23 protein-coding genes are annotated in these 23596 nt (G+C 62.7%); 12 read left to right on the forward strand and 11 right to left on the reverse strand.

Annotated features, from left to right (window positions below):
- The first annotated feature begins 1 nt into the window (after window position 1).
- The 4 genes from yejB (at window position 2) to BM019_RS13110 (ending at window position 4274) form a co-directional block, all read left to right on the forward strand.
- Window positions 2-1066 (forward strand): microcin C ABC transporter permease YejB, encoded by a 1065-nt coding sequence (gene yejB, locus BM019_RS13095; RefSeq protein ID WP_009043169.1) that lies wholly within the window; start codon window positions 2-4, stop codon window positions 1064-1066.
- Window positions 1066-2088, forward strand: coding sequence for an ABC transporter permease (locus tag BM019_RS13100; protein ID WP_092418498.1), 1023 nt, complete (start codon window positions 1066-1068; stop codon window positions 2086-2088). The genes yejB and BM019_RS13100 overlap by 1 nt, the downstream gene beginning before the upstream one ends.
- Before the next feature lies 1 nt (window position 2089).
- Window positions 2090-3700 carry an ABC transporter ATP-binding protein gene (locus BM019_RS13105; protein ID WP_009043167.1) on the forward strand — a complete coding sequence of 537 codons (1611 nt, stop codon included), beginning with the start codon at window positions 2090-2092 and terminating at the stop codon, window positions 3698-3700.
- 133 nt (window positions 3701-3833) lie between these two features.
- Window positions 3834-4274, forward strand: coding sequence for a phage infection protein (locus tag BM019_RS13110; RefSeq protein WP_092418499.1), 441 nt, complete (start codon window positions 3834-3836; stop codon window positions 4272-4274).
- Window positions 4275-4497: 223 nt separating this feature from the next.
- On the opposite strand, the gene BM019_RS13115 is transcribed toward BM019_RS13110, so the two are convergent.
- Window positions 4498-5598 (reverse strand): DUF1615 domain-containing protein, encoded by a 1101-nt coding sequence (locus BM019_RS13115; RefSeq protein WP_062822868.1) that lies wholly within the window; start codon window positions 5596-5598, stop codon window positions 4498-4500.
- A gap of 186 nt (window positions 5599-5784) precedes the next feature.
- Here BM019_RS13115 and BM019_RS13120 point away from each other — a divergent pair, with 186 nt between their 5' ends.
- The 3 genes from BM019_RS13120 to BM019_RS13130 are packed head-to-tail and all read left to right on the forward strand — an operon-like array spanning window position 5785 to window position 8374.
- Complete coding sequence (locus BM019_RS13120) at window positions 5785-6153, forward strand: VOC family protein (protein ID WP_062822869.1); 369 nt, start codon at window positions 5785-5787, stop codon at window positions 6151-6153.
- A gap of 33 nt (window positions 6154-6186) precedes the next feature.
- Window positions 6187-6801, forward strand: coding sequence for a LysE family translocator (locus BM019_RS13125; protein ID WP_009043163.1), 615 nt, complete (start codon window positions 6187-6189; stop codon window positions 6799-6801).
- A gap of 52 nt (window positions 6802-6853) precedes the next feature.
- Window positions 6854-8374 (forward strand): FAD-dependent oxidoreductase, encoded by a 1521-nt coding sequence (locus BM019_RS13130; RefSeq protein WP_092418500.1) that lies wholly within the window; start codon window positions 6854-6856, stop codon window positions 8372-8374.
- 134 nt (window positions 8375-8508) lie between these two features.
- Here BM019_RS13130 and hemB read toward each other — a convergent pair whose 3' ends face one another.
- The gene (gene hemB / locus BM019_RS13135) at window positions 8509-9483 is read right to left on the reverse strand and encodes a porphobilinogen synthase (RefSeq protein ID WP_009043161.1); all 975 of its coding nucleotides are present in this window, start codon (window positions 9481-9483) and stop codon (window positions 8509-8511) included.
- A 500-nt stretch (window positions 9484-9983) separates the two neighbouring features.
- Between hemB and BM019_RS13140 the strand changes: the two genes are divergently transcribed.
- Window positions 9984-10526, forward strand: coding sequence for an Hsp20/alpha crystallin family protein (locus tag BM019_RS13140; protein WP_062822871.1), 543 nt, complete (start codon window positions 9984-9986; stop codon window positions 10524-10526).
- A gap of 223 nt (window positions 10527-10749) precedes the next feature.
- Here BM019_RS13140 and BM019_RS13145 read toward each other — a convergent pair whose 3' ends face one another.
- Window positions 10750-11658 carry a LysR family transcriptional regulator gene (locus tag BM019_RS13145; RefSeq protein WP_092418501.1) on the reverse strand — a complete coding sequence of 303 codons (909 nt, stop codon included), beginning with the start codon at window positions 11656-11658 and terminating at the stop codon, window positions 10750-10752.
- A 127-nt stretch (window positions 11659-11785) separates the two neighbouring features.
- Between BM019_RS13145 and BM019_RS13150 the strand changes: the two genes are divergently transcribed.
- On the forward strand, window positions 11786-12538 hold the full coding sequence (locus BM019_RS13150) for an SDR family oxidoreductase (protein WP_009043159.1): 753 nt from the start codon (window positions 11786-11788) through the stop codon (window positions 12536-12538).
- 554 nt (window positions 12539-13092) lie between these two features.
- Here BM019_RS13150 and BM019_RS13160 read toward each other — a convergent pair.
- Complete coding sequence (locus tag BM019_RS13160; RefSeq protein ID WP_092418502.1) at window positions 13093-13497, reverse strand: DUF1801 domain-containing protein; 405 nt, start codon at window positions 13495-13497, stop codon at window positions 13093-13095.
- A gap of 239 nt (window positions 13498-13736) precedes the next feature.
- On the opposite strand from BM019_RS13160, the gene BM019_RS13165 reads away from it, so the two are divergent.
- The 3 genes from BM019_RS13165 (at window position 13737) to BM019_RS13175 (ending at window position 15371) form a co-directional block, all read left to right on the forward strand.
- On the forward strand, window positions 13737-13916 hold the full coding sequence (locus BM019_RS13165; RefSeq protein ID WP_092418503.1) for a hypothetical protein: 180 nt from the start codon (window positions 13737-13739) through the stop codon (window positions 13914-13916).
- A gap of 250 nt (window positions 13917-14166) precedes the next feature.
- The gene (locus tag BM019_RS13170; protein ID WP_062822875.1) at window positions 14167-14652 is read left to right on the forward strand and encodes an Hcp family type VI secretion system effector; all 486 of its coding nucleotides are present in this window, start codon (window positions 14167-14169) and stop codon (window positions 14650-14652) included.
- On the forward strand, window positions 14649-15371 hold the full coding sequence (locus BM019_RS13175; RefSeq protein ID WP_239691068.1) for a DUF4225 domain-containing protein: 723 nt from the start codon (window positions 14649-14651) through the stop codon (window positions 15369-15371). Before BM019_RS13170 ends, BM019_RS13175 begins: the two co-directional genes overlap by 4 nt.
- 527 nt (window positions 15372-15898) lie before the next feature.
- Here BM019_RS13175 and BM019_RS13180 read toward each other — a convergent pair.
- The 7 genes from BM019_RS13180 to BM019_RS13210 form a co-directional block, all read right to left on the reverse strand.
- Window positions 15899-17134 (reverse strand): saccharopine dehydrogenase family protein, encoded by a 1236-nt coding sequence (locus tag BM019_RS13180; RefSeq protein ID WP_062822877.1) that lies wholly within the window; start codon window positions 17132-17134, stop codon window positions 15899-15901.
- Between the two features lie 26 nt (window positions 17135-17160).
- Complete coding sequence (nspC, locus tag BM019_RS13185; protein ID WP_062826180.1) at window positions 17161-18258, reverse strand: carboxynorspermidine decarboxylase; 1098 nt, start codon at window positions 18256-18258, stop codon at window positions 17161-17163.
- Window positions 18259-18494: 236 nt separating this feature from the next.
- Window positions 18495-20003 (reverse strand): tripartite tricarboxylate transporter permease, encoded by a 1509-nt coding sequence (locus BM019_RS13190; RefSeq protein WP_092418504.1) that lies wholly within the window; start codon window positions 20001-20003, stop codon window positions 18495-18497.
- A 23-nt stretch (window positions 20004-20026) separates the two neighbouring features.
- Window positions 20027-20521 carry a tripartite tricarboxylate transporter TctB family protein gene (locus BM019_RS13195; RefSeq protein WP_009043153.1) on the reverse strand — a complete coding sequence of 165 codons (495 nt, stop codon included), beginning with the start codon at window positions 20519-20521 and terminating at the stop codon, window positions 20027-20029.
- A 1-nt stretch (window position 20522) separates the two neighbouring features.
- Complete coding sequence (locus BM019_RS13200) at window positions 20523-21494, reverse strand: Bug family tripartite tricarboxylate transporter substrate binding protein (protein WP_092418505.1); 972 nt, start codon at window positions 21492-21494, stop codon at window positions 20523-20525.
- 244 nt (window positions 21495-21738) lie between these two features.
- Window positions 21739-22152 (reverse strand): arsenate reductase ArsC, encoded by a 414-nt coding sequence (locus BM019_RS13205; protein ID WP_092418506.1) that lies wholly within the window; start codon window positions 22150-22152, stop codon window positions 21739-21741.
- Window positions 22153-22380: 228 nt separating this feature from the next.
- Window positions 22381-23316 carry a Ppx/GppA family phosphatase gene (locus BM019_RS13210; RefSeq protein ID WP_092418507.1) on the reverse strand — a complete coding sequence of 312 codons (936 nt, stop codon included), beginning with the start codon at window positions 23314-23316 and terminating at the stop codon, window positions 22381-22383.
- Window positions 23317-23596: the final 280 nt, after the last annotated feature.

Consider the following 23596-nt stretch of genomic DNA (forward strand, 5'->3'; position numbering starts at 1 on the left):
CATGGGCCGTTACCTGAGTCGTCGCCTGCTGCTGATCATCCCCACCCTGCTGTGCATCCTGGTGGTCAACTTCCTGATCGTCCAGGCCGCGCCCGGCGGCCCGGTGGAACAGGCCATCGCCCGCCTGCAAGGCTTCGGCGGGCATGCCATGGGCGGTGGCGCCGAGGTCGCCGCCGTGGGTGGCGGCGGACGCAGCAGCCGTGGCCTGGACCCGGCGCTGATCGAGGAGATCAAGCACCACTACGGCTTCGACAAGCCGATGCACCAGCGCCTGTGGCTGATGCTGAAGAACTACGCGCAACTGGACTTCGGCAACAGCTTCTTCCGCGGGGCCAAGGTCACCGACCTGATCCTGCAGAAACTGCCGACCTCGCTGTCCCTCGGCCTGTGGGCGACCCTGATCACCTACCTGGTGTCGATTCCCCTGGGAGTGCGCAAGGCGATCCGCAATGGCAGCGCCTTCGATGCCTGGACCAGCAGCGCCATCGTCCTCGGCTACGCCATGCCGGCGTTCCTGTTCGCCATCCTGCTGATCGTGGTGTTCGCCGGCGGCAGCTACCTGGACTGGTTCCCGGTGCAGGGCCTGGTCTCGGACAATTTCGCCAGCCTCGGGCCCCTGGCCAAGGTCGGCGACTACCTGTGGCACCTGGTGCTGCCGGTGTCGGCTCTGGTGATCGGCGGCTTCGCCACCCTGACCCTGTTGACCAAGAACAGCTTCCTCAACGAGATCAGCCGCCAGTACGTGGTCACCGCCCGGGCCAAGGGCCTGAGCGAGCGTCGGGTGCTCTACGGCCATGTGTTTCGCAACGCCATGCTGCTGGTGATCGCCGGCATTCCCACGGCGCTGATCGAGGTGTTCTTCGCCGGCTCGCTGCTGATCGAGACCCTCTTCAACCTCGACGGCCTCGGGCGCATGAGCTACGAGGCCGCGGTGTCGCGGGACTACCCGGTGGTGTTCGGCGCGCTGTTCCTGTTCACCCTGTTCGGCCTGCTGATCAAGCTGATCGGCGACCTGTGCTACAGCCTGGTCGATCCGCGCATCGACTTCTCGGCGAGGACTGCCTGATGTTCACACTCTCTCCCCTGGGCCGTCGTCGCATCGAACACTTCAAGGCCAACCGCCGGGGTCGCTGGTCGCTGTGGCTGTTTATCGGCCTGTGCCTGGTCTGCCTGGGTGGCGAACTGATCGCCAACGACAAGCCCTTGCTCATCCGCTATCACGGCGCCTGGTATTTCCCGATCCTCAGCGACTACGACGAAACCGAGTTCGGCGGCGAACTGCCGTTCCAGCCCGACTATTCCAGCAGCTACGTGCACGAACTGATCGAGGGCCAGGGCGGCTGGATGCTGTTCCCGCCGATCCCCTTCAGCTACGACACGGTCAACTACGACCTCAGCCTGCCTGCTCCCAGCCCGCCCTCGGCGCAGAACTGGCTGGGCACCGACGACCAGGCCCGGGATGTACTGGCGCGGGTGATCTTCGGCACGCGGGTGTCGATCCTGTTCGCCCTGGCGCTGACCGTCATCAGTGCGCTGATCGGCATCACCGCCGGTGCGTTGCAGGGTTATTACGGCGGCTGGGTCGACCTGTTCGGGCAGCGCCTGCTGGAAATCTGGTCGGGGCTACCGGTGCTGTACCTGCTGATCATTCTCTCGGGGTTCGTCTCGCCGAGCTTCTGGTGGCTGCTGGGGATCATGGCGCTGTTCTCCTGGCTGGCCCTGGTGGACGTGGTGCGCGCCGAGTTCCTGCGCGGGCGCAACCTGGAGTACGTCAAGGCCGCCCGGGCCCTGGGCCTGAGCGACGGCGAGCTGATGCGCCGGCACATCCTGCCCAACGCCATGACCTCCACCCTGACCTACCTGCCGTTCATTCTCACCGGCGCCATCGCCACCCTCACCGCCCTGGATTTTCTCGGCTTCGGCATGCCCGCCGGCACCGCCTCGCTGGGCGAACTGATCGGCCAGGCCAAGCGCAATCTGCAAGCGCCCTGGCTGGGCCTGACGGCGTTTTTCGCCCTGGCGCTGATTCTCTCGTTGCTGGTGTTTATCGGCGAAGCCTGCCGCGACGCCTTCGATCCCCGGAGCTGACATGCACGACAACCTGATTGAAATCCGCAACCTCAAGGTGGCCTTCGCCGGCACCGAAGTGGTCCATGGCCTGGACCTGGATATCCGCCGCGGCGAATGCCTGGCCCTGGTGGGCGAGTCCGGCTCGGGCAAGTCGGTGACCGCCCACTCGATCCTGCGCCTGCTGCCGGCGCAGAAGGTGCAGACCCAGGGCAGCATCCGCTACGCCGGCCTGGACCTGGTGCAGGCCAGCGACGCCCAGTTGCGCACCCTGCGCGGCAACCGCATCGCGATGATCTTCCAGGAACCCATGACCTCGCTGAACCCGCTGCACACCGTGGAGAAACAGATCAGCGAAGTGCTGGACGTGCACAAGGGCCTGCGCGGTCGCGCGGCCCGGGCGCGGACCCTGGAACTGCTGGAGCTGGTGGGCATCCGCGAGCCGCACAAACGCCTCAAGGCCTACCCGCACCAGCTGTCCGGCGGCCAGCGCCAGCGGGTGATGATCGCCATGGCCCTGGCCAACGAGCCGGAGCTGTTGATCGCCGACGAGCCGACCACGGCGCTGGATGTGACGGTGCAGCGCAAGATCCTCGAACTGCTGATCGCGTTGCAGCAACGCCTGGGCATGTCGCTGCTGCTGATCAGCCACGACCTCAACCTGGTGCGGCGCATCGCCCAGCGGGTGTGCGTGATGCGCCAGGGCGAGATCGTCGAGCAGGCCGAGTGCGAAGCACTGTTTCGCGCCCCGCGGCATCCCTACAGCCGCTTGCTGATCGAAGCCGAGCCCAGCGGCGCCCCGGTGCCCAGCGCCTACTCGCACAATCTGCTGGAGGTGGACGAGCTCAAGGTCTGGTTTCCCCTGCCCAAGGGCCTGTTCAGCCGCCAGCGCGACTACATCAAGGCGGTGGACGGCGTCAGCCTGAGCCTGCACCGGGGCAAGACCCTGGGCATCGTCGGCGAGTCCGGCTCGGGCAAATCCACCCTCGGCCAGGCGATCCTGCGGCTGGTGGAGTCCGAGGGTGGCATCCGCTTCGGCAACAAGGAGCTGAGCATCCTCAACCAGCGCCTGATGCGCCCCTTGCGCCGGCAGCTGCAGGTGGTGTTCCAGGATCCGTTCGGCAGCCTCAGCCCGCGCATGTCGGTGCAACAGATCATCGCCGAAGGCCTGCTGACCCACGGTATCGGCACCGCCGAGGAACGCGAGGCGGCGGTGATCCGCGTGCTCGAGGAAGTCGGCCTCGACCCGCGGAGCCGCCACCGCTACCCCCACGAATTTTCCGGCGGCCAGCGCCAGCGCATCGCCATCGCCCGCGCCCTGGTGCTGGAGCCGGCGCTGATCCTGCTGGACGAACCCACCTCGGCCCTCGACCGCACCGTACAGAAGCAGGTGGTCCAGCTGCTGCGGGAGTTGCAGGTACGCCACGGCCTGACCTACCTGTTTATCAGCCACGACCTGGCGGTGGTCCACGCCCTGGCCCACGACCTGATCGTGATCAAGGACGGCAAGGTGGTGGAACAAGGGCCGTCGCAGGCGATCTTCAGCGCGCCGCAACACCCCTATACCCGGGAGCTGTTGCAGGCTTCGGGGCTGCAATGGAGCCCGCCGCAGGCCTGCGAAGAACCGGCCTGAGGCTCTGTTCCGGGGGTTGGCGCAGCTATCATTGGCGTCGATGGTCACCATCGACCCAATGAAATTCTCAAAAAAAATCCGCCACGTAACATCTGCTCCATACCAACCAAACAACACCCCGGAGCACACCACCATGAAACGCCAAATTCTTCTCAGCATCGCTTTCTCGGTTCTTGCAGCAAACGCTTTTGCCGCGTCCTCGGCCTACCCAGTGGTCGCCGAAGGCGGCTCGGATCGCCTGATTGAAAAACGTGTCGCCGAAGGTGGCGCCGATCGCTTGATCGAACGTCGCGTTGCCGAAGGTGGTTCCGATCGTCTGATCGAACGCCGCGTTGCCGAAGGTGGCTCCGATCGTCTGATCGAGCGCCGTGTAGCCGAAGGTGGCTCCGATCGTCTGATCGAACGTCGCGTCGCTGAAGGTGGTTCCGATCGTCTGATCGAACGTCGCGTCGCTGAAGGTGGTTCCGATCGTCTGATCGAACGTCGCGTTGCCGAAGGTGGCTCCGATCGTCTGATCGAACGCCGTGTAGCTGAAGGTGGTTCCGACCGTCTGATCGAGCGTCGCACCGTATGATTGCGTGGTCCGCAGTACTCGAAAAAAAGCCCGGCCTGATCAGCCGGGCTTTTTTCATTTCAGGGCACTGTCAGTCTCTATCGATCACCATTCCCCTGTAGCCGCTGGCGAAGCCTGCGATCGGTCTGGGCGGCATTCCGACGCAGCGGCCGCAACAATGCAACGTCATACTCCTACCCCCACAGGCGTCTGCTGCGCAGCCGATCGCAGCCTGCGGCAGCGGCTACAACCTCGCCATGCAGCGCTGATACCGCTCATCCACCCGTTTGGCGAACCAGGCGGTGGTCAGTTTGCGGGTGATCTTCGGGCTCTTCAGCTGGATGCCCGGCAGGATCTGCCGCGGCAAAGCCTTGCCCTGGGCCTGATCGGCCAAGGCGAATACCCGCTTGTACAGCGTGGTGTCCTCGAACTCGAGGCTGTTGCCCTTCTCCAGCTGGTTGCGAATGGTCGGGTTGCGCATGTCCAGGGATTTGCCCAGGGCGCGCGCCGCCAGCTCGGTGCTGCCGGGCATGATCGAGTCGTAGCGGATCAGGTCGCCGTCCAGCGCCAGGGAAATCCCCGAGGCCACGCTCAGGGCGTTCTGGAACGCGGCATTGCGGCTGGCGTACCAGCCGGCGTTGAAGTCGGCGAAGCGGTACAGCGGCTGCGGGTAATTCACCGGGTAACCGAGCAAGTGGGCGATGCCGAAATACATGCCGCCACGCCGGCTGAACACCTCGCGGCGGATCGAGCCGTCCACGCTGTAGGGGTAATTGCGCGCCTGCTGCTCGGCGAAGTCGATGCTGACCTGCATCGGCCCGCCGGTGTGCACCGGGTTGAAACCGCCGAACAGGGTCTTGCCCATGGGCACGCTACCGATGAAGTCGTCGAAGATCGTGCTCAGTTCCTTCTCCGTGCGCGCCCCGGCCAGGCGCTCGCTGTAGGACTTGCCGTTCGGCGAACGCACCTGTAACGCCGCACTGACCAGCATCGACGGCACATGCACCTTGGCCGCGCGGCGGTCGATTTCGCTGCGGGCGATCTTGCCCAGCCCCGGCACCGGCGGGTCGACCTGATAGGTGGACTCCTGCTCGGCCACCGCCAATACCGCGCAGAGGTTGCTCTTGCTCGGCTCGATGCCCTGGGCGGTAAAGGCCACCTGGATATCCCGGGCCCAGCCCTGGCGATCGGCGACCTTGGCCGGCAGCAGGCGCGCCACCTGGGCCTGGACCTGCGCCGGGCTGGGCGCCGGCGCCTTTGAACCGAACTGGCCGGCACAGCCGGCCAGGGCCAGCGAGGCTGCGACAGCGGCCCAGCGAAGTGAATGCAGAGGTTTTATAGACATGGCTTCCCAGTAATTCCGAAGGTGGCCCGCGCTTGAGGTGCATGCGTCGCCGCGGATATCGACCCTCAAGGCGCCGCGCTGTTCCGTGCCAGCGACAGGCCATTTGAGCATTCCCCGTGACCGACGGCGAATTTCACCTAATCTGAAAGCTCATCGCCCACAGAAAAACAACAGGCGGGGCCCATCATGAGCGTGCAACTCAACCACACCATCGTCTGGTGCCGCGACAAGCAACGGTCGGCGGATTTTCTCGTGCAACTGCTCGGCCTGCCGCCACCTGTGCCCTTCGGCCCGATGCTGGTGGTGCAGCTGGATAACGGCGTGTCCCTGGATTACTACGACAACGACCCGCCCATCGCTTCCCAGCACTACGCCTTTCTGGTCGCCAGCGACGACTTCGAACCGATACTGCAGCGCATTCGCCAGCGCGGCCTGGCGTTCTGGGCCGACCCGGGCAAGCAGCGAGCCAATGAAATCAACCGCCACGAAGGCGGTCGCCGGGTGTATTTTGATGACCCCGACGGCCACCTGCTGGAAGTGTTCAGCCAGACCTGAGCGTCCTTTACCTGCCCTGGAGTCCCCTGCGCCATGCTCTCACTGGATTTTCTCATTACCTCGCTGATTGTCGTGCTGATCCCCGGCAGCGGCGTGATCCTGACCATTTCCACGGCGCTGGTGGCCGGCAAGCGCGCCAGCCTGTTCACCGCCATCGGCTGTACCGCCGGGATAGTCCCGCACCTGCTGGCCTCGGTGCTGGGCCTGTCGGCCATCCTGCACACCAGCGCGCTGGCCTTCCAGGGTTTGAAGTTCGCCGGGGTCGCCTACCTGCTGTACCTGGCCTACGCCACCTGGCGCGACCGCTCGGCCTTCGCCGTGGACACCAGCGCTCCTGCCACCAGCGCCGGCGGCCTGGTGCTCAAGGCCTGCCTGCTGAACATCCTCAACCCCAAGCTGACGATTTTCTTCCTGGCCTTCCTGCCGCAGTTCATCAGCCACGACGGCCCGTCGCCGGCCATGCAGATGCTCGGCCTGAGCGGCGTATTCATGGCGATGACCTTCGCTGTATTCGTGGTCTACGGCCTGCTGGCCAACCTGTTCCGCAAGGCGGTGATCGAGTCGCCCCAGGTGCAGAACTGGCTGCGCCGCAGCTTTGCCGCGAGCTTCGCCGCCCTGGGCCTGAACCTGGCGTTCGCCCAGCGCTGAAACCTGGTACACGAAACCGGCATGACATTGATCTCTCGACGAGGGCAAGGACATGAACCGCAGCGACGTACTGATCATTGGCGCCGGCCCCACCGGCCTGGTTCTGGCGCTGTGGCTGAGCCGGCAAGGGGTCAAGGTGCGCATCCTCGACCAGACCGCCGGCCCGGGCACCACTTCCCGGGCCCTGGCGGTGCAGGCGCGGACCCTTGAGCTGTACCGCCAGTTGGACCTGACCCAGGCCATCCTCGACCAGGGCCACCGGGTGCCGGCCGCCAACCTCTGGGTCAAGGGCGAACAGGCCGCCCATCTGCCCCTGAGCAGCATCGGCGCCGACCTGACGCCCTACCCCTTCCTGGAAATCTACCCGCAGGACCAGCACGAACAACTGCTGATCGAGCGTCTGCAGCGTTTCGGCGTGACGGTCGAGCGCCAGACCGAACTGCTGGGCTTCATCGACCACGGCCACCTGGTCAGCGCCCAGCTGCGCGGCCCCGACGGCCAGGAGGAAACTTGCCAGGCCTTCTACCTGGCCGGCTGCGACGGCGCCCATTCGACAGTGCGCAAGACCCTGGGCATCGACTTTCCCGGCGGCACCTATCAGCAGGTGTTTTATGTGGCCGATGTCGACGCCCGCGGGCCGGCGCTCAATGGCGAGTTGCACGCGGACCTCGACGAGGCGGACTTCCTCGCGGTCTTTCCGCTGGCCGGCGAAGGCCGGGCACGGCTGATCGGCACAGTGCGCGACGAACGTGCCGAACAGGCGGAAACCCTCAGGTTCGAGGACGTCAGCCGGCGCGCCATGGACAACCTCAAGGTCCAGGTCGACAAGGTCAACTGGTTCTCCACCTACCGCGTGCATCACCGGGTGGCCGAGCGTTTCTTCAGGGGCCGGGCCTTCCTCCTCGGCGATGCCGCCCATGTGCACAGCCCGGCCGGCGGCCAGGGCATGAACACCGGGATCGGCGACGCCATCAACCTGGCCTGGAAACTCGCCACGGTGCTCAACGGCAAGGCCGAGGAACACCTGCTGGCAACCTACGAGTTCGAGCGCATCGAATTCGCCCGGCGCCTGGTGGCCACCACCGACCGGGTGTTCAGTTTCGTCACCGCCGACGGGCCGATCGCCAACCTGCTGCGCACCCGCCTGGCGCCGCTGCTGATCCCCAAGGTGACTGCGGTGGAAGCGGCGCGCGAGTTCCTGTTTCGCACAGTGTCGCAGATCACCCTCAACTACCGCGACATGCCCCTGAGCTGCGGCAGCGCCGGCCATGTCCACGGCGGCGATCGCCTGCCCTGGGCCCACGGCGCGGTCACCGACAATTTCGCCAGCCTCGACTACCTGGGGTGGCAGGTGCATGTGTACGGCGTCACCAGTGACGCCCTGCGCGCCTGGTGCGCCGAGCGGCAACTGCCGCTGACGGTGTTCGACTGGGAACCGGCGCACCAGGCCGCTGGCCTGGCGCGCAACGGCTTCTACCTGCTGCGGCCGGACACTTATGTGGCATTGGCGGAAAAATCGGCGGACCCGAAGGTGCTGGAACGGTATTTCGAGGAGCGCAAGATTACGCTGTGAGGGGGGTGGCAGGCGCGATAGTTGTACCGTGCCGGCTGACGTCATCGCCAGGCTCGCTCCTGCACAGGACAGCACCGACCCTGTAGGAGCGAGCTTGCTCGCGATAGAGCCCGCGAGGGCTCAGCCGGGATGCGTCAGATCCCGGCGAGCGCCAGGTCCATGGCGAAGTAGGTGAAGATCAGGTCGGCACCGGCGCGCTTGATCGAGCCCAGGCTTTCGCGCACCACCCGCGCTTCGTCGATGGCCCCGGCCAGGGCGCCGAACTTGATCATCGCGTACTCGCCGCTGACCTGGTACGCCGTCACCGGCAGGCGCGAGGCTTCGCGGATGTCGCGGATGATGTCCAGGTAAGCGCCGGCCGGCTTGACCATCAGCGAGTCCGCGCCTTCCTGTTCGTCCAGCAAGGACTCGCGCACCGCTTCGCGGCGGTTCATCGGGTTCATCTGGTAGCTCTTGCGGTCGCCTTTCAAGGCGCTGCCGCCGGCCTCGCGGAACGGCCCGTAGAGCGCCGAGGCGAACTTGGTGGAATAAGCCATGATCGCGGTCTGGCTGAAGCCGGCCTCGTCCAGGGCGCGGCGGATGGCCTGGACCTGCCCGTCCATGGCCGCCGACGGCGCGATCACATCGGCGCCGGCGCGGGCCGCGGCCACTGCCTGCTTGCCGAGGTTGACCAGGGTCTGGTCGTTGTCCACTTCATGGCCGTGCAGCACGCCGCAGTGGCCGTGGTCGGTGTACTCGCAAAAGCAGGTGTCGGACATCACGATCATCTCCGGCACCGCGTCCTTGGCGATCCGCGACATGCGCGACACCAGGCCGTTGTCGTTCCAGGTGTCGCTGCCGTTGCTGTCCAGGTGGTGCGACACGCCGAAGGTCATCACCGACTTGATCCCGGCGCGGGCGTAACGCTCGATCTCCCCGGCCAGCTTCGATTCCGGAATGCGCATCACCCCCGGCATGCTCTTGATCGGCACGAAATCGTCGATCTCTTCCTCGACGAAAATCGGCAGCACCAGGTCGTTGAGGGTGAACTCGGTTTCCTGGAACAGGCTGCGCATCTGTTCGCTGCGGCGCAGGCGACGGGGACGGGCTTGGGGGAACTGGCTGGACATGGGACTTCCTCAGGGCAGGCCAAGTAAGACGAGGCTGGGCGCGAAAAGACCGCAGCCAAAAGAAGCGAAGCTTATGCCCCAAGCCCCGACCGGCACAAACACCGCGTCGCCAAAACTGTGTTTGCGCGTTGGTAACAATGCCGTGAAAGCAGGGAGTTACGCCTGTCAGACAAATGCTCCACGGCGAAACTGTCGCGTCGATTTTCGATCTAAATAAGACACGCAGAGCTGCGCAGGCCGGCCTTGAAGACCAGTGCCTGCGGCACTTGCTCGCCGCGTGTGCAGGACCTTGCGCCCGATAGAAGCGGGCCCGGGCGAATCATCTGCCGGGGACGACATCGAGGATTTCAGTCGAGCTCCCTGGCAGCACGTTCGCGCGATGGCTGTCGCGGGCACAAGAACCGGGCTTGCAGGCAGTGAGCCCGGTTGTCGTTCTGTCGTGACGGGTCGCCACAGGGACGCTCGCGGCCCGCCCCCTTGACCCGGGAGGAGAAGCGAAAATGGCCAACTCCGTGAAAAAAATGCCGATCCAGAGTGAAGACAAGGCCACCCGGCGCTCGAGCATGAGCGACCTGTGGCAACCCCTGGAAAAACTGCGGCAACAGGTCGATCACCTGTTCGATGACTTCAATCGCGGCCCCGGCCTGTCACCCTTCAGCCGTGGGCTGTTCGATGTGGATCCGTTCTGGCGGCGCGAACTGATCGGCCGTGGCATGCCCGCCGTCGACATCACCGAGAAAGACGAGAGCTTCGAAATCACTGCCGAATTACCCGGCATGGATCAGAAGAATATCGAGATCAAACTCTCCGACGGCAGCCTGATCATCAAGGGTGAAAAACAAGAGGAAACCCAAGAAAACAGAAAGGGCTACCACCTGAGCGAACGTCATTACGGCTCCTTCGAGCGGGTGTTCAACCTGCCCAAGGGGGTCGATGCCGAAAAGATCGAGGCGAGCTTCAGCAAAGGCGTGCTGAGTATCTCGCTGCCGAAAAAACCCGCCGCCATGACGGCGGACAAGGTCGTGCAGATCAAAGGCGAATGACCCAGGCCAGCCAGCCCCTTGCCGGGAAAACGGCAAGGGGCTTTTTTTGTTTGACGATGACTCCAGCCCGGCACTTCGCTGGACTGCGCCCAAGCCCGATACAGCAGGTTTATCAATTACTTAGGCGAGTTCAACATAGGCCGGTGCTTTCCGAAACCTGACCCGGCTTCCGGTCGCGTGGCGTTAGGCAAGAGCGTGAGAGGTCACGTTTTGTCGTCTCGTCTTATAGAGTCGGCACAGGGGTGCTGCCGTTCAAGGCTGGAATCTTTGAAAACACGTCAGCCATAAAATCCATGAACACGATAGCCCGCGTGGGGAGCAGTCTATTGGCGACATAAACCATCTGCACGGGGACAGGGGGAGCCGCATGGTTGGTGAGAATGAACTGTAATCTCCCGCTGTTCAGCCCGCCCTCAAACAGCCACGCAGGTCCATGCGCCACACCCAGGCCTGCCACGACCGCCGCACTCACAGCGTCGGGCGAGTTGACCCTGAGCCTGCCGGCAATCGGAATGTCCGCGTCCCGGAATCGCCAGGTCGCCCCGGACGACAGCAAGGTGTAGATGATGCAATCGTGGTCGCGTAGGTCATCCGGGGTCTGCGGAACTCCGCGTTTGGCCAAGTAGTCCTTGCTGGCGACGAAGACCCGGTCGTACCACCCAAGAGGCCGGGCGCGCAAGGTGCTGTCCTCCAGATGTCCTATGCGAATGGCGAGTTCGGTGCCTTCATTGACCAGGTCTACGTATCGATCGTTGAGTTGGAGATCCAGGTTCAATTGAGGGTAGCGCTCCAGAAAGGCCGGCACATGCGGCAGCACAAACGCGTGTGCGAGCGCTGTCGGACAGGCTACGCGCAAGAGTCCCGAGGGGTCGACGTTGTTCCTGAAGGACGATTCGGATTCATCCACCGCATCCAGGATGCGCCGGATGTCCGCATAGTAGCGTTCGCCCTCCGGCGTCAAGGACAGCTTGCGCGTAGACCGGTGGAGCAAGCGCGTCTGCAAATGATCCTCCAGAGCCGCTACATAGCGGCTTACATTGGGTTGCCCCAGCCCTAGATCGCGCCCTGCCGCCGAAAAGCTCCCAGTTTCTACAGCACGCGCGAAGCATGTCATCAAAAGAAATCGGTCCACTTCGTCGCCTCAATTCATGCTTGATTTGCATGAATTATATGCGAATAGGCAGTCTTATCTACTACGAAGCATGAGCGCATATTTCTCCATGTCGACCGCGGTGGTCGTCATTCACCGGAGAATTCAAATGTCGCGCTTGCAAGGTAAACGTACGCTCATCACTGGCGGCACCAGTGGCATCGGGCTGGAAACGGCAAAGCAGTTCCTGGCGGAGGGTGCTCGGGTGATCGTAACGGGTGTCAACCCCGATTCGATTGCAAAGGCCCAGGCCGAATTGGGCCCGGAAGTGCCGGTGCTGCGCGCCGACTCGGCCAGCGTTGCAGCACAAAAGGAGCTGGCACAAGTCATCAAGGAACACTACGGCCAACTCGACGTTGCCTTCCTCAATGCCGGCGTATCCGTCTGGCTGCCCATTGAGGAATGGACGGAAGATATGTTCGACCGCTCTTTCGACATCAACGTCAAAGGACCGTACTTCCTGATGCAGGCGCTGTTGCCGGTCTTCGCAAATCCTGCTTCCGTAGTGTTGACGACTTCCGTAAGCGCGCATGCAGGCGCAGATCGCTCGTCCGTGTACGCCGCAACGAAGGCCGCATTGCTGAACATGTCGAAGACGCTCTCGACCGAATTGCTGGGCCGTGGCATCCGTGTCAACGCAGTGAGCCCTGGCCCCGTCGAGACTCCGCTTTACGACAAGCTCGGTATTCCGGAAGCTTATCGCGAGCAGCTCAACAAAGAGATCGCGGCAACCATTCCGCTTGGGCGCTTCGGTACCTCCGACGAGGTGGCCAAGGCAGTGCTGTATCTGGCATCCGACGAGTCGCGCTGGACGGTCGGCTCTGAAATCGTCCTTGACGGCGGCCGCCTGCTGAATGGCTAAGCGCGCAGCTCAAGAATTGCGCGAATGCAACATCGCCTGGGCTGAGTCAATCAGGTACTGAACGCCCGCCTCAGCACTTAGCGACGAACCAGTCCAATCCAGACTGTGCAAACAGCGGTACGCGGGAAACCTCTGCCGCTGTTTCCACTTGATAAACCATCCACCAGGTTTTCGACGGCCTTGCGCGCATTTCGGCTTGGCGTGAGGCGCTTGAGGCGCGCTCCAGCGTAAGGGATGCCGTTGTCGAAGACTATGCCGATCGTTTCCAAACGCATCTGCGCCAACAAGGAGCGCTGATCGCTGCCGCTTAGCCGAAGCGATCAATCAACCCAAGCCTTTCGATCAGGGGTCGGGAACATGACGAATCCATCAAAAAGCGCTCTGATCATCGTTGAGTATGTCAACGATTGGCTGGCCCCAACGGGTGGACAAACGTGCATGATTCGAAGGTGCCAAGATCCGACCTAAGTTACTGTTCCGTATAGGTGTATGGTTCAAGTCTGTGGGTGTCGAGGACTTGACACAGGCCCTTTTTTGCCGGCCGGCACACCCGCTCAGCGCGAGTTATTGAGCGCCACGGCCGCCAGGATCAGCGCCTTCAAGGCGGCCTCGTCAATCTTGTCACCCTCATGCAGATCGATCGCCCGCCGGGTATTGCCCTCGAGGCTGGCGTTGAACAGGCCTGCCGGGTCGTCCAGCGCGGCGCCCTTGGCGAAGGTCAGCTTGACGACGCTCTTGTAGGTCTCGCCGGTGCACAGGATGCCGCCGTGGGACCACACCGGCACCCCGCGCCACTTCCACTCCTCGACCACCTGCGGGTCGGCCTGGCGGATTAGCCCCCGGACCCGGGCCAGCATCTCGCCGCGCCAGTCGCCCAGCTCTTCGATGCGCCCGTCTATACGTTGCGCGGCAGAGAGCCCCTCCTCCGCCGGTTTGCTGCCGGTGCCGTCCTTTTTCATCCTGGTCATCCTCTGGCTGAAGGGCGTTGCCCCGACACCTGAGTATCGCTGACCGGGCATTTCCCTCCAGCCAACCGACGAACAGTTCCAGGCCCTCGGACAAATGCAGCGGCTGCACAAATACCACGGCGCCAAGGCGCCCTGGGTGCTGGCGGCCTGGACCGAGAGCTGGCTATCGGAGGCTTTCGCGCCCTGGACCCCTGGAAAGCAGCGCGGCCTCGATCGACTGCCCGCTGCTGGTGCTGCATGGCGCGGAAGACCAATACGGCTCGCTGCTGCATCCCGAACGGATCGCCAGGCTGGCGACGGCGCGCCAGCGCTGCCTGATCCTGGAGAACTGCCATCACGTGCCGCACCTCGAGGCGATGGAGGGGGTTCTCGATGCGGTGGATCAACACTTGCGGATCGATAACGCCTAGCTGTAACGGCTTGCAATCGAAAACGGCCGTGCTCGCAATCAACGCGTTTTTCGGCTCAGATTAATTGCGATTGACGGCCCCTTCTACTCACCTTAAATGCGAGTGAGCTTGCATTGCGCCGCACCGGCTTGCATTCCATTTCCGTTGGCTCACATGATTTGCATCTATCAGAAATGTCTAATACCGCTCAAGGCCTCATGTTGGTTAGATACAGGGTTTACGACCCAAACCATTAAAAGGATGTTCGTATATGGCTAACCACGGATACATGACCATCTCTGGTAAAGCTCAAGGCTTGATTTCAGCAGGCTGCTCAACCCAAGACTCTATCGGCAATAAGTGTCAGACGGGGCATACCGACGAAATCATGGTGCTGTCTTACAGCCACAACATGGTCAACATTGGAAATATTAATAAGCCCACACACAGCCCCATCATTATTACAAAAAGCGTTGATAAATCCTCGCCACTCCTCGCCCAAGCACTTTCAACCAGAGAGGAAATAAACTGCACAATTAGTTTTTATCGCGTGTCGTCCTTTGGCATGCAGGAAAAATTCTATTCAGTATCAATCAATGGCGGGATTATTGCTGATCTAACACTTGAAATGCCTCACGCTATTTTGCAGAACGACGCCGAACCGCAAGAACATGTAGCCATCCGTTACCGAGAGATCACTTGGACCCACCATGCCGCTGGCACCAGCGGATATACTACGTGGGGAAATAACGAATGAAACCGGAAAATGAAAGTTGCATGCCGGGTAGCTGTGATTACTGGATGGTCAGTGCCGCAGCTGGAAAACTTGGAAGCCAAGCCAGCACATTAGCCGTTAGACACATTAAAGACGGCACGCTGCGTTTGCAATTCAACCGCGAAGTCGCTTATTACGCCAAAAGCATTGTTAATGATGTCGCGCAGGGTAACAAAAGCCCTGAGCAGGGGCTGCAAGACCTCAGGAACGAACAGAATAGCCTGCTGAGCCAGTCATTGGAGGTTGCTCAAAAAGGCGTAGGAGTAATCGCCGGAGCATTTCAATTTGCAGCAGGCGCTGGGATTTGCTATGGCTCAGCCGGTACGCTGTGCTTATTCCCAGGCTCACTCATGATGGCCCATGGCGCCAATAACATGTATGAAAACGGACGTAACCTTTTAGAGAATAGCTCTGACACCCAAGGCCCCGTCAGGAAGGTTTATCAGGAGGGGGCTAAACTATTCGGCGGCGGCGCACTTGAAGGAGACATGGCTTATGGGACTGCTGACTTAGGACTCTCTGCATATGGCGTCGGAAAAATGGTATTAAAGCCAGATGCTTGGCGCCTATTCAGATATATCCGGACGGATTATGTTCGCGCCTATAAAGCCACAAGCAATTCAGCATTGTCATTCGAAGTGCTATCTGATGGGGTAACTATAAATTCCATGTACCAAGAAGCTAAAGCCAGTGACAAATAATTCGATAATTGCGGCTACTCTGTACTTGTTTTTTTCCTTGACTGTCTTTCTGACGTTTCGCTACACCGTTAAAAAGAAATCAGGGAAAAACTTCAAGACTGGATGGTTCTGGCTTTTATTTTCATGTTCAATACTCTGGGGAATGATTCAGCTGAATGTAGCCAGATATGGCTATATATTATTTCTCCCATCAACCAAAGATATAATTTCGACCAATTATTTAATTCGATGGATCGCATTTATAAGTGCGCTCTTTCAAACAACTTGCACTCCAATTAAAGATGAACCAAGACGCTGGTTTTCACGAAAATAACTCTGCAGAAACAGGTTCTCACCAGATAAACACAGCGTTTAAACCCGGCGACAAACACTCGCCTCGAGCCATGTTGGCTTTGGGTGGCCGAATAGATGCCGTCGCCTCATGGCGCTGAATGCGGGACGGAATTATCCGGGCGCAAGAGAGGGCGGGAATCGAGAGCCAGGTGCGCCCCTGTGGGCGCACCTGGTTTTTTACAGCGGGGGGTGAATCAGTTCCACGGACGGTCGCCGTGCTCGTCCTTGACCCGGGTCGGCAGGCCCATCAGGTCCAGCGCCTTGAGGAACGGCTCGGCCGGCAGTTCCTCGACGTTGACCATGCGCTGCACGTCCCACTCGCCACGGGCCACCAGCAGGGCCGCGGCCACCGGCGGTACGCCCGCGGTGTAGGAAATGCCCTGGCTGTCGGTTTCGGCAAAGGCTTCTTCGTGGCAGGCCACGTTGTAGATGAACACTTCGCGCGGCTGGCCATCCTTGGTGCCCTTGACCAGGTCGCCGATGCAGGTCTTGCCGGTGTAGCCCGGCGCCAGCGAGGCAGGATCGGGCAGCACGGCCTTGACCACTTTCAGCGGCACCACTTCCAGGCCTTCGGCGGTCTTGACCGGTTGCTCGGAGAGCAGGCCGAGGTTCTTGAGCACGGTGAACACGTTGATGTAGTGCTCGCCGAAGCTCATCCAGAAGCGCACGTTGGGCACGTCGAGGTTCTTCGACAGCGAGTGCACTTCATCGTGACCGGTCAGGTACAGGTTCTGCGAACCGACCACCGGCAGGTCGTCGGTACGCTTGACTTCGAACATGGTGTTGCTGGTCCACTGGCTGTCCTGCCAGCTCCACACCTGCCCGGTGAATTCGCGGAAATTGATTTCCGGATCGAAATTGGTGGCGAAATATTTGCCATGGGAACCGGCATTGACGTCGAGAATGTCGATCGAATCAATGCGGTCGAAATACTGTTGCTTGGCCAGGGCCGCATAGGCGTTGACCACACCCGGGTCGAAGCCCACGCCGAGAATGGCGGTGACGTTCTTCTGCTGGCATTCCTCGAGGTGTTTCCACTCGTAGTTGCCATACCAGGGCGGCGTCTCGCAGATCTTGCCCGGTTCTTCGTGAATGGCGGTGTCCAGGTAGGCCACGCCGGTATCGATGCAGGCACGCAGCACCGACATGTTGAGGAAGGCGGAGCCGACGTTGATGACGATCTGCGATTCGGTCTCGCGGATCAGCGCCTTGGTCGCCTCGATATCCAGCGCATTGAGCGCGTAGGCCTTGATTTCAGCGGGCTGTTTGAGGCTGCCCTTGGCCTTGACGCTGTCGATGATGGCCTGGCATTTGGAGATGTTGCGCGACGCGATAGCAATACGACCGAGTTCGTCGTTGTGCTGCGCGCACTTGTGGGCCACCACCTTGGCGACACCTCCTGCACCAATGATAAGAACGTTCTTCTTCAATTTCTTTATCTCTCCTTTCCGCCAGCTTACGAGAGGCTGGACAGGTAGTCTTCGAACCCAAATTCACGAACCACCTCGACACTACCGTCGAGTTGTTTCACTACGATGGACGGCATTTTCAGGCCGTTGAACCAGTTTTTCTTGACCATGGTGTAACCCGCCGCGTCAACGAACGACAGCCGATCGCCGATGGTCAGCGGACGATCGAATTGATACTCGCCGAAGATGTCTCCGGCCAGGCAAGACTTGCCGCACACCATGTAGGTGTGTTCGCCCGTGCTGGGCGCCAGCTTGGCGTTCAGGCGATAGATCAGCAGATCGAGCATGTGCGCTTCGATGGAGCTGTCGACCACCGCCAGGTGCTTGCCGTTGTAGAGGGTGTCGAGCACGGTGACTTCCAGCGACGCGCTCTGGGTGATCGCCGCTTCGCCCGGCTCCAGGTAGACCTGCACGCCGTACTGCTCGGAGAACGCCTTGAGGCGCGCGCAGAAGGCGTCCAGGTCGTAGCCTTCGCCGGTGAAGTGGATGCCGCCGCCGAGGCTGACCCATTCGACCTTGTGCAGCAGGTGGCCGAAGCGTTCCTCGATGGTGCCCAGCATCTGGTCGAACAGGCCGAAGTCGGCGTTCTCGCAGTTGTTGTGGAACATGAAGCCGGATATCTGCTCGATGACCGCCTCGACCTTCACCGGGTCCCATTCGCCCAGGCGGCTGAACGGACGCGCCGGGTCGGCCAGCAGGTAATCGGAACTGCTCACCTGGGGGTTGACCCGCAGACCGCGGACCTTGCCCGCGGACGCCTCGGCGAAGCGCTGCAGCTGGCCGATGGAGTTGAAGATGATCTTGTCGCAGTTGTCGAGCATCTCTTCGATTTCGTCGTCGGCCCAGGCCACGCTGTAGGCGTGGGTCTCGCCGGCGAACTTCTGCCGGCCGAGCTTGAGCTCGTACAGCGACGACGAGGTGGTGCCGTCCATGTACTGCTGCATCAGGTCGAACACCGACCAGGTGGCGAAGCACTTGAGCGCCAGCAGGGCCTTGGCGCCGGACTGCTCGCGCACGTAGGCGATCTTCTCCATGTTGCCGAGCAGTTTCTGTTTGTCGATGAGGTAGTACGGCGTTTTGATCATTTCGAGGCCTCCGGCCAGGCCAGCCAAAAAAAGGATGCGCATTGTGCCTTCACTTGCTGCGTATCGAAAGGGCAGAAAGCACCGCTCGCCGGGTCAGTGCCTCGGCACTGTGTCCGGATCGGCGCCGTCGCAGGCAATGGACCAGGACGCAAACCGCCTGGCGGCCCCTATCCTAGGGGCCCGCCATGACGTTCTGAAGTGGCGCGCCGCGGTGGCTGGCGCATCGCACTCGCCGCTCAATCATCCTCGTGCAATTTAATGCCCCGGGCGTGCAGCAGGTGGGGCACCACCAGCACCAGCAGGGTCAAGCCGAGGAAGGCCGCGGATATGGGTTGGGTGACGAAGATCGACCAGTCGCCCTGGCTGATGGACAAGGCGTTGCGCAGTTGTTTTTCCGCCATCGGCCCCAGCAGCATGCCGACGATCACCGGTGCGACGGGGAAATCGAAACGCCGCATCAGCACCCCGCCCCAGCCGATCGCCAGCATCAGCAACAGGTCGAAGGACGAATGGCGCATGCCGTACACGCCGATGGAGGCGAACACCAGGATCCCGGCATTGAGGTACGGCCGCGGGATCTGCAGCAGTTTCACCCAGAGCCCGACCAACGGCAGGTTCAATACCAGCAGGATAACGTTACCGATATACAACGAGGCCACCAGGGTCCAGACCAGCTCGCCCGAGGTCTGGAACAGCAGCGGCCCCGGCTGCAGGTTGTAGTTCTGGAACGCCGCCAACAGGATCGCCGCGGTGGCGGAGGTCGGAATGCCCAGGGTCAGCAGCGGCACCAGGGAACCGGTGGCGCTGGCGTTGTTGGCGGCCTCCGGGCCGGCCACCCCTTCAATGGCGCCCGGCCCTTTGCTGGCGGCAAAGTCTTGTGGGTGCTTGCTCAGTTTGCGTTCGGTGGAATAGGACAGGAAGGTCGGGATTTCCGCGCCACCGGCCGGGATCGAGCCGAACGGAAAGCCGATCAGGGTGCCGCGCAGCCAGGCGGGAATCGAGCGTTTCCAGTCCTCGCGGGTCATCCACAAGGACGTCAGGCGATGCCGGCCGGACGCTTCCTCCTTCTGATACAGCAGGCTGTACAAGGCCTCCCCCACGGCAAACAGGCCGACCGCCACCAGCACCACCTCGATGCCATCGACCAGCTCGGGAACGCCCAGGGTGTAGCGGGCAATGCCCGAGGTCGAGTCGAGGCCGATCAGGCCAATGCCCAGGCCGATCCCTAGCGAGGCGAAACCGCGCAGCATGGACGCGCCGAGCACCGCCGACACCGTGGTGAAGGACAGCACCAGGATCGCGAAATACTCCGCGGGGCCGAACTTCAGCGCCAGCATGGCGACGATGGGGGCGAACAGGGTCAGCAGCACCGTGGCGATGGTCCCGGCGAAAAACGAGCCGATCGCCGCGGTGGCCAGGGCCGGCCCGGCGCGGCCGTTGCGGGCCATGAGATTGCCCTCCAGGGCGGTGACCATGGAGGACGACTCGCCCGGGGTATTGAGCAGGATCGAGGTGGTCGAACCACCGAACTGCGCCCCGTAATAGATGCCGGCGAACATGATCAGCGCGCCGGTGGGATCGACCTTGGCGGTGATCGGCAACAGCAGCGCCACGGTCAGCGCCGGGCCGATCCCCGGCAACACGCCGATCGCCGTGCCCAGCAGGCAGCCGATAAACCCCCAGAGCAGATTGATCGGCGCCAGCGCCGCGGAGAAACCTGTCGCCAGGTTCAAGAGAATGTCCACCGTGAGACCTCCTTCGGCCCGGTTCAGATCCAGGCGTTGACCAGGGGTGGCAGGGCCACGCCCAGCCCGGCGTTGAACAGCCAGTAGATCGGCAGGGTCAGGGCGATGCCGATGGCCAGGTCACGCAGCGGACGCCGACTGCCGAAACCCCGTGCCGAACAGGCGAACAGCAAGCCGGCGGCCAGGACGAAACCGATCAGGTCGATCAGCACGGCAAGCGCCACCAGGCCGGCGGTGACCCAGGCCACGCCCAGCCTGCCACCGGGCAAGGCCTGGGCGGTTTCGTCGTCGTGGACGGCCAGTTCGCGGAAACCACCGGTACAGGCCTGATAGCTCAGCAACAGGCCCACGGCGCCGAGGAAGGCGGCGACCGCGCTGGGATAGACATGGGCACCGAGGATGACGAAGCCCATCTCGGGCGGAAAGCGCAAGGCGCCGATGACCAGCACCAGGCTGATGGCGATCAGCCCCAGGCCAATCGCCAACTGCGACAGCACGACCCTGCTGCGCCCGGCCATCTCAAAGCAGCCCGACCTTGACCAGCATCGCTCGCAGGCGCTGGTGTTCCTCGTCGACGAACTGGCCGAACTCGTCACCGGTGAGGACGCTCGGCGACCAGGCGTTGGCTTTCACATTGTCCTGCCAGACCTTGCTGTGGGTGGCGGCCAGCACCGCGTCGGTGACTTGCTTGCGCTGCTCGGCGCTGAGGTTGGCCGCGCCATAGACACCGCGCCAGTTGCCGATGATCACGTCGTAGCCATTCTCCTTGAGGGTCGGCGCATCGATGCCGGGCACGCGCTCCGGAGCGCCGATGGCGAGCAGGCGGAACTGCTTGGACTGCACGTACTTGGCCAGCTCGGCATAACCGCCGGTGATCACCGTGATGTGGCCGCCCAGGGTCGCGGCCACCACTTCGCCGCCGCCGGCGTAGGCGACGTAGTTCACCTTGTTCACCGGCACGTCCATCTTGCTCGCCAGCTCGGCGATGCCGATATGGTCGATGGAACCCTTGGAGCCGCCGCCCCACTTGATGCTGGCCGGGTTGGCCTTGAAGTCCTTGAGCAGGTCTTCGAGGGTCTTGTAGGGCGAATCCTCACGCACCGCCAGCACGTTGTATTCGGTGAACAACCGGGCGATCGGCGTCACGTCCTTGAGGCTGATCTGCGGCTTGTTCTGCTCCACCGCCGTGACCATGATCGCCCCCACCACCAGCAGCGCATTCGGGTCGCCCTTGGTGCTGTTGGCGAACTGCGCCAGGCCCAGGGTGCCCCCGGCCCCGCCCTTGTTCTCGAAGGTCACGGACTTGGCCGTGCCGGCCTCGAGCAAGGCCTTGCCCAAGACCCGCGCGGTCTGGTCGTAACCGCCGCCCACGGAGCCCGGGGCCATGAACTTGACCGTATCCAGGGCAAACGCCGGGGTTGCGAGGGTGAGCGTGGCGAGGCTGGCGGCAAGGGCCATGCCGCGGCTGAATCGACGCAGTGCTGTAAACATCAGGTTTCTCCCGAGACTATTGTTTTTGTTGATACCGGTTGAATGCGCCCAGGGCTGCCGCCCTGTGTGGCCTGCGGTTAAGTGTAGACGGCCGGCGGTGGGCGACCGCCAGAGCAGAGAACCCAGGGTGAACACGGCGCCCAGAGTCTGGGTTCGGGGCGGGTTGGCCGGCATGCAACCCGGCCGTGCCAATCAGCGAGGGAGGATCTGCGATTCGGCCAAAGAGGATCGGCGATCCTTGCCATCACGAGCGGGTCTTCACGGTGATGAACATGTGCAGTCGATCGTGGATCTCCTGGAGGGTGTGGCGAAACGGTTCATGTTTGTCGCTGGTAGCCGGGTCCTCGAAGTTCCAGACAATCACCTCGCCGGAGGACGGCATGCGCGCGGCCTCTTCCGAGGACTTGTCGCACAGGGTGATGACATAGTGGAACTGCTGCCCGGCGAACTCGTCGAGGGCCTTGCTGCGCAGCCCGTCGGTGGCGATGCCGATATGTTCGAGAGACTCCAGGGTGCGCGGGTCGATCTCGCTGGCCACCAGGCCGGCGCTGAAGGCGTCGAAGTGTTCGGCGTCGGCGTGGCGCAGCAGCGCTTGCGCCATCAGTGAACGGGCATCGTTCCTGGCGCACACGAACAGCACGCGGCGTTTGTCACTCATGGTTCATGTCCCCTGTTTTCAGACTGCTGGGGATAGTGCCGCGCAAAATCGCACTTTTTATGACAGCCTTTTTCGCCGGCGGGAATACCGCGGCGACGGCGCGCAGGCGTTGCCGCGCCGGTTGATCCCGGCGTGACCTGTGAAGGGTTGAGTTAGAGCGACAGAGCACCCTGGCGGGAACAGGTGTCTGGAGGAAGGCCAGCCGCTTGTGCGGACAAGGCTCGGTCATCAGTTGTTACATATCAGGCCATGCAGCACGCCGAAGCGCAGCCCCGGTTCGGAAGGCGTCATATGGGTGACGCCAAACACCTTGAACGCCGCCAGCATCACCGCCAGGCCGCCGGGCAGGATGCCCAGGCGATGGGATTGCAGCCCGGCCAGCCGCAGGCGCTTGACATGCCCGGCCTCCAGCAGGCGCAACGACAGGCGCAACAGCCCGCCGTAGGTGATGCCGTCCTCGCCATAGTCGTTCAGGCCGTTGGCCTTGAGCACCTTGGCCAGGAACCGGGCGGTGCCCGAGGAGCCTATGGCCTGCTGCCAGCCGAGCTGGCGATAACGCCGGGCGACTTTCTCGAACTTCAGGCTGGCCAGGCGCTCGGCTTCCTGCAGGGCATGAGCCGAGACCGCGCCGCCCGGAAAGTAGCGCGCGCCGAAGCTCCCGCTGCCAATGGCAATGCTCTCGGTCAGCAAGGGCTGGGCGCCCTGCCCGAGGATCAACTCGGTGGAACCGCCGCCGATGTCCACCACCAGCCGCATGCTTTCGCTGCCCGGCACGGTATGGGCGACGCCGGCATACACCAGCCGCGCCTCCTCATGCCCGGAAATGACATCGATGCGAAACCCCAGGTGACGCTCGGCGCTGGCCAGGAACAGCGGCGCATTGTCGGCTTCGCGCACGGCGCTGGTGGCCACCGCCCGCACCCGACCGGCCTCGAAACCGCGCAGCTTCTTGCCAAAGCGCGCCAGTGCCTGCCAGCCCCGGTCCAGCGCCAGCTCGTCCAGGGCGCCCTCCTGGAAGCCCTCGGCCAGGCGCACCGGCTCACGCAGGGTCTTCACTTCCTGGATCATGAACCCCTGGCTGCGCCGGACCGGCTGGCCGATCATCAGGCGAAACGCATTGGACCCAAGATCAATGGCTGCGAACAGAGAAGCGTCGCCTTTCATGGGGGGGATTCCTGGCAGGTTCATCGACCGGCAGGCCGCAGCCTGTCGACTACTAAAGACGGTTTGCGGCGATCTTGCCATGGCGTCGATGACGCCAAGATGACAGACGTCCGCCTTGATCCGCCCGGCAACCCGGCTGGCGCCCACCCGGGCCGGCCCCTGCCGCAGCCCGGTCACGAAAGGCTGTTCGGCGGCAAGGGGACTGTCATCATTGGGTCATTTTTCGCAGTGATACTCGCGTTATCAGCAACGCGTGCTCTCCTTTAACGCTGCCATCTTG

This window comes from Pseudomonas sp. NFPP07, assembly GCF_900115645.1.
Lineage (GTDB): Bacteria > Pseudomonadota > Gammaproteobacteria > Pseudomonadales > Pseudomonadaceae > Aquipseudomonas > Aquipseudomonas chlororaphis.

Coding starts and splice junctions, on each gene's coding strand:
- yejB (WP_009043169.1), top strand. CDS start 2: ATGGGCCGTTACCTGAGTCGTCGCCTGCTGCTGATCATCCCCACCCTG.
- BM019_RS13100 (WP_092418498.1), top strand. CDS start 1,066: ATGTTCACACTCTCTCCCCTGGGCCGTCGTCGCATCGAACACTTCAAG.
- BM019_RS13105 (WP_009043167.1), top strand. CDS start 2,090: ATGCACGACAACCTGATTGAAATCCGCAACCTCAAGGTGGCCTTCGCC.
- BM019_RS13110 (WP_092418499.1), top strand. CDS start 3,834: ATGAAACGCCAAATTCTTCTCAGCATCGCTTTCTCGGTTCTTGCAGCA.
- BM019_RS13115 (WP_062822868.1), bottom strand. CDS start 5,598: ATGTCTATAAAACCTCTGCATTCACTTCGCTGGGCCGCTGTCGCAGCC.
- BM019_RS13120 (WP_062822869.1), top strand. CDS start 5,785: ATGAGCGTGCAACTCAACCACACCATCGTCTGGTGCCGCGACAAGCAA.
- BM019_RS13125 (WP_009043163.1), top strand. CDS start 6,187: ATGCTCTCACTGGATTTTCTCATTACCTCGCTGATTGTCGTGCTGATC.
- BM019_RS13130 (WP_092418500.1), top strand. CDS start 6,854: ATGAACCGCAGCGACGTACTGATCATTGGCGCCGGCCCCACCGGCCTG.
- hemB (WP_009043161.1), bottom strand. CDS start 9,483: ATGTCCAGCCAGTTCCCCCAAGCCCGTCCCCGTCGCCTGCGCCGCAGC.
- BM019_RS13140 (WP_062822871.1), top strand. CDS start 9,984: ATGGCCAACTCCGTGAAAAAAATGCCGATCCAGAGTGAAGACAAGGCC.
- BM019_RS13150 (WP_009043159.1), top strand. CDS start 11,786: ATGTCGCGCTTGCAAGGTAAACGTACGCTCATCACTGGCGGCACCAGT.
- BM019_RS13160 (WP_092418502.1), bottom strand. CDS start 13,497: ATGAAAAAGGACGGCACCGGCAGCAAACCGGCGGAGGAGGGGCTCTCT.
- BM019_RS13170 (WP_062822875.1), top strand. CDS start 14,167: ATGGCTAACCACGGATACATGACCATCTCTGGTAAAGCTCAAGGCTTG.
- BM019_RS13175 (WP_239691068.1), top strand. CDS start 14,649: ATGAAACCGGAAAATGAAAGTTGCATGCCGGGTAGCTGTGATTACTGG.
- nspC (WP_062826180.1), bottom strand. CDS start 18,258: ATGATCAAAACGCCGTACTACCTCATCGACAAACAGAAACTGCTCGGC.
- BM019_RS13195 (WP_009043153.1), bottom strand. CDS start 20,521: ATGGCCGGGCGCAGCAGGGTCGTGCTGTCGCAGTTGGCGATTGGCCTG.
- BM019_RS13200 (WP_092418505.1), bottom strand. CDS start 21,494: ATGTTTACAGCACTGCGTCGATTCAGCCGCGGCATGGCCCTTGCCGCC.
- BM019_RS13205 (WP_092418506.1), bottom strand. CDS start 22,152: ATGAGTGACAAACGCCGCGTGCTGTTCGTGTGCGCCAGGAACGATGCC.
- BM019_RS13210 (WP_092418507.1), bottom strand. CDS start 23,316: ATGAAAGGCGACGCTTCTCTGTTCGCAGCCATTGATCTTGGGTCCAAT.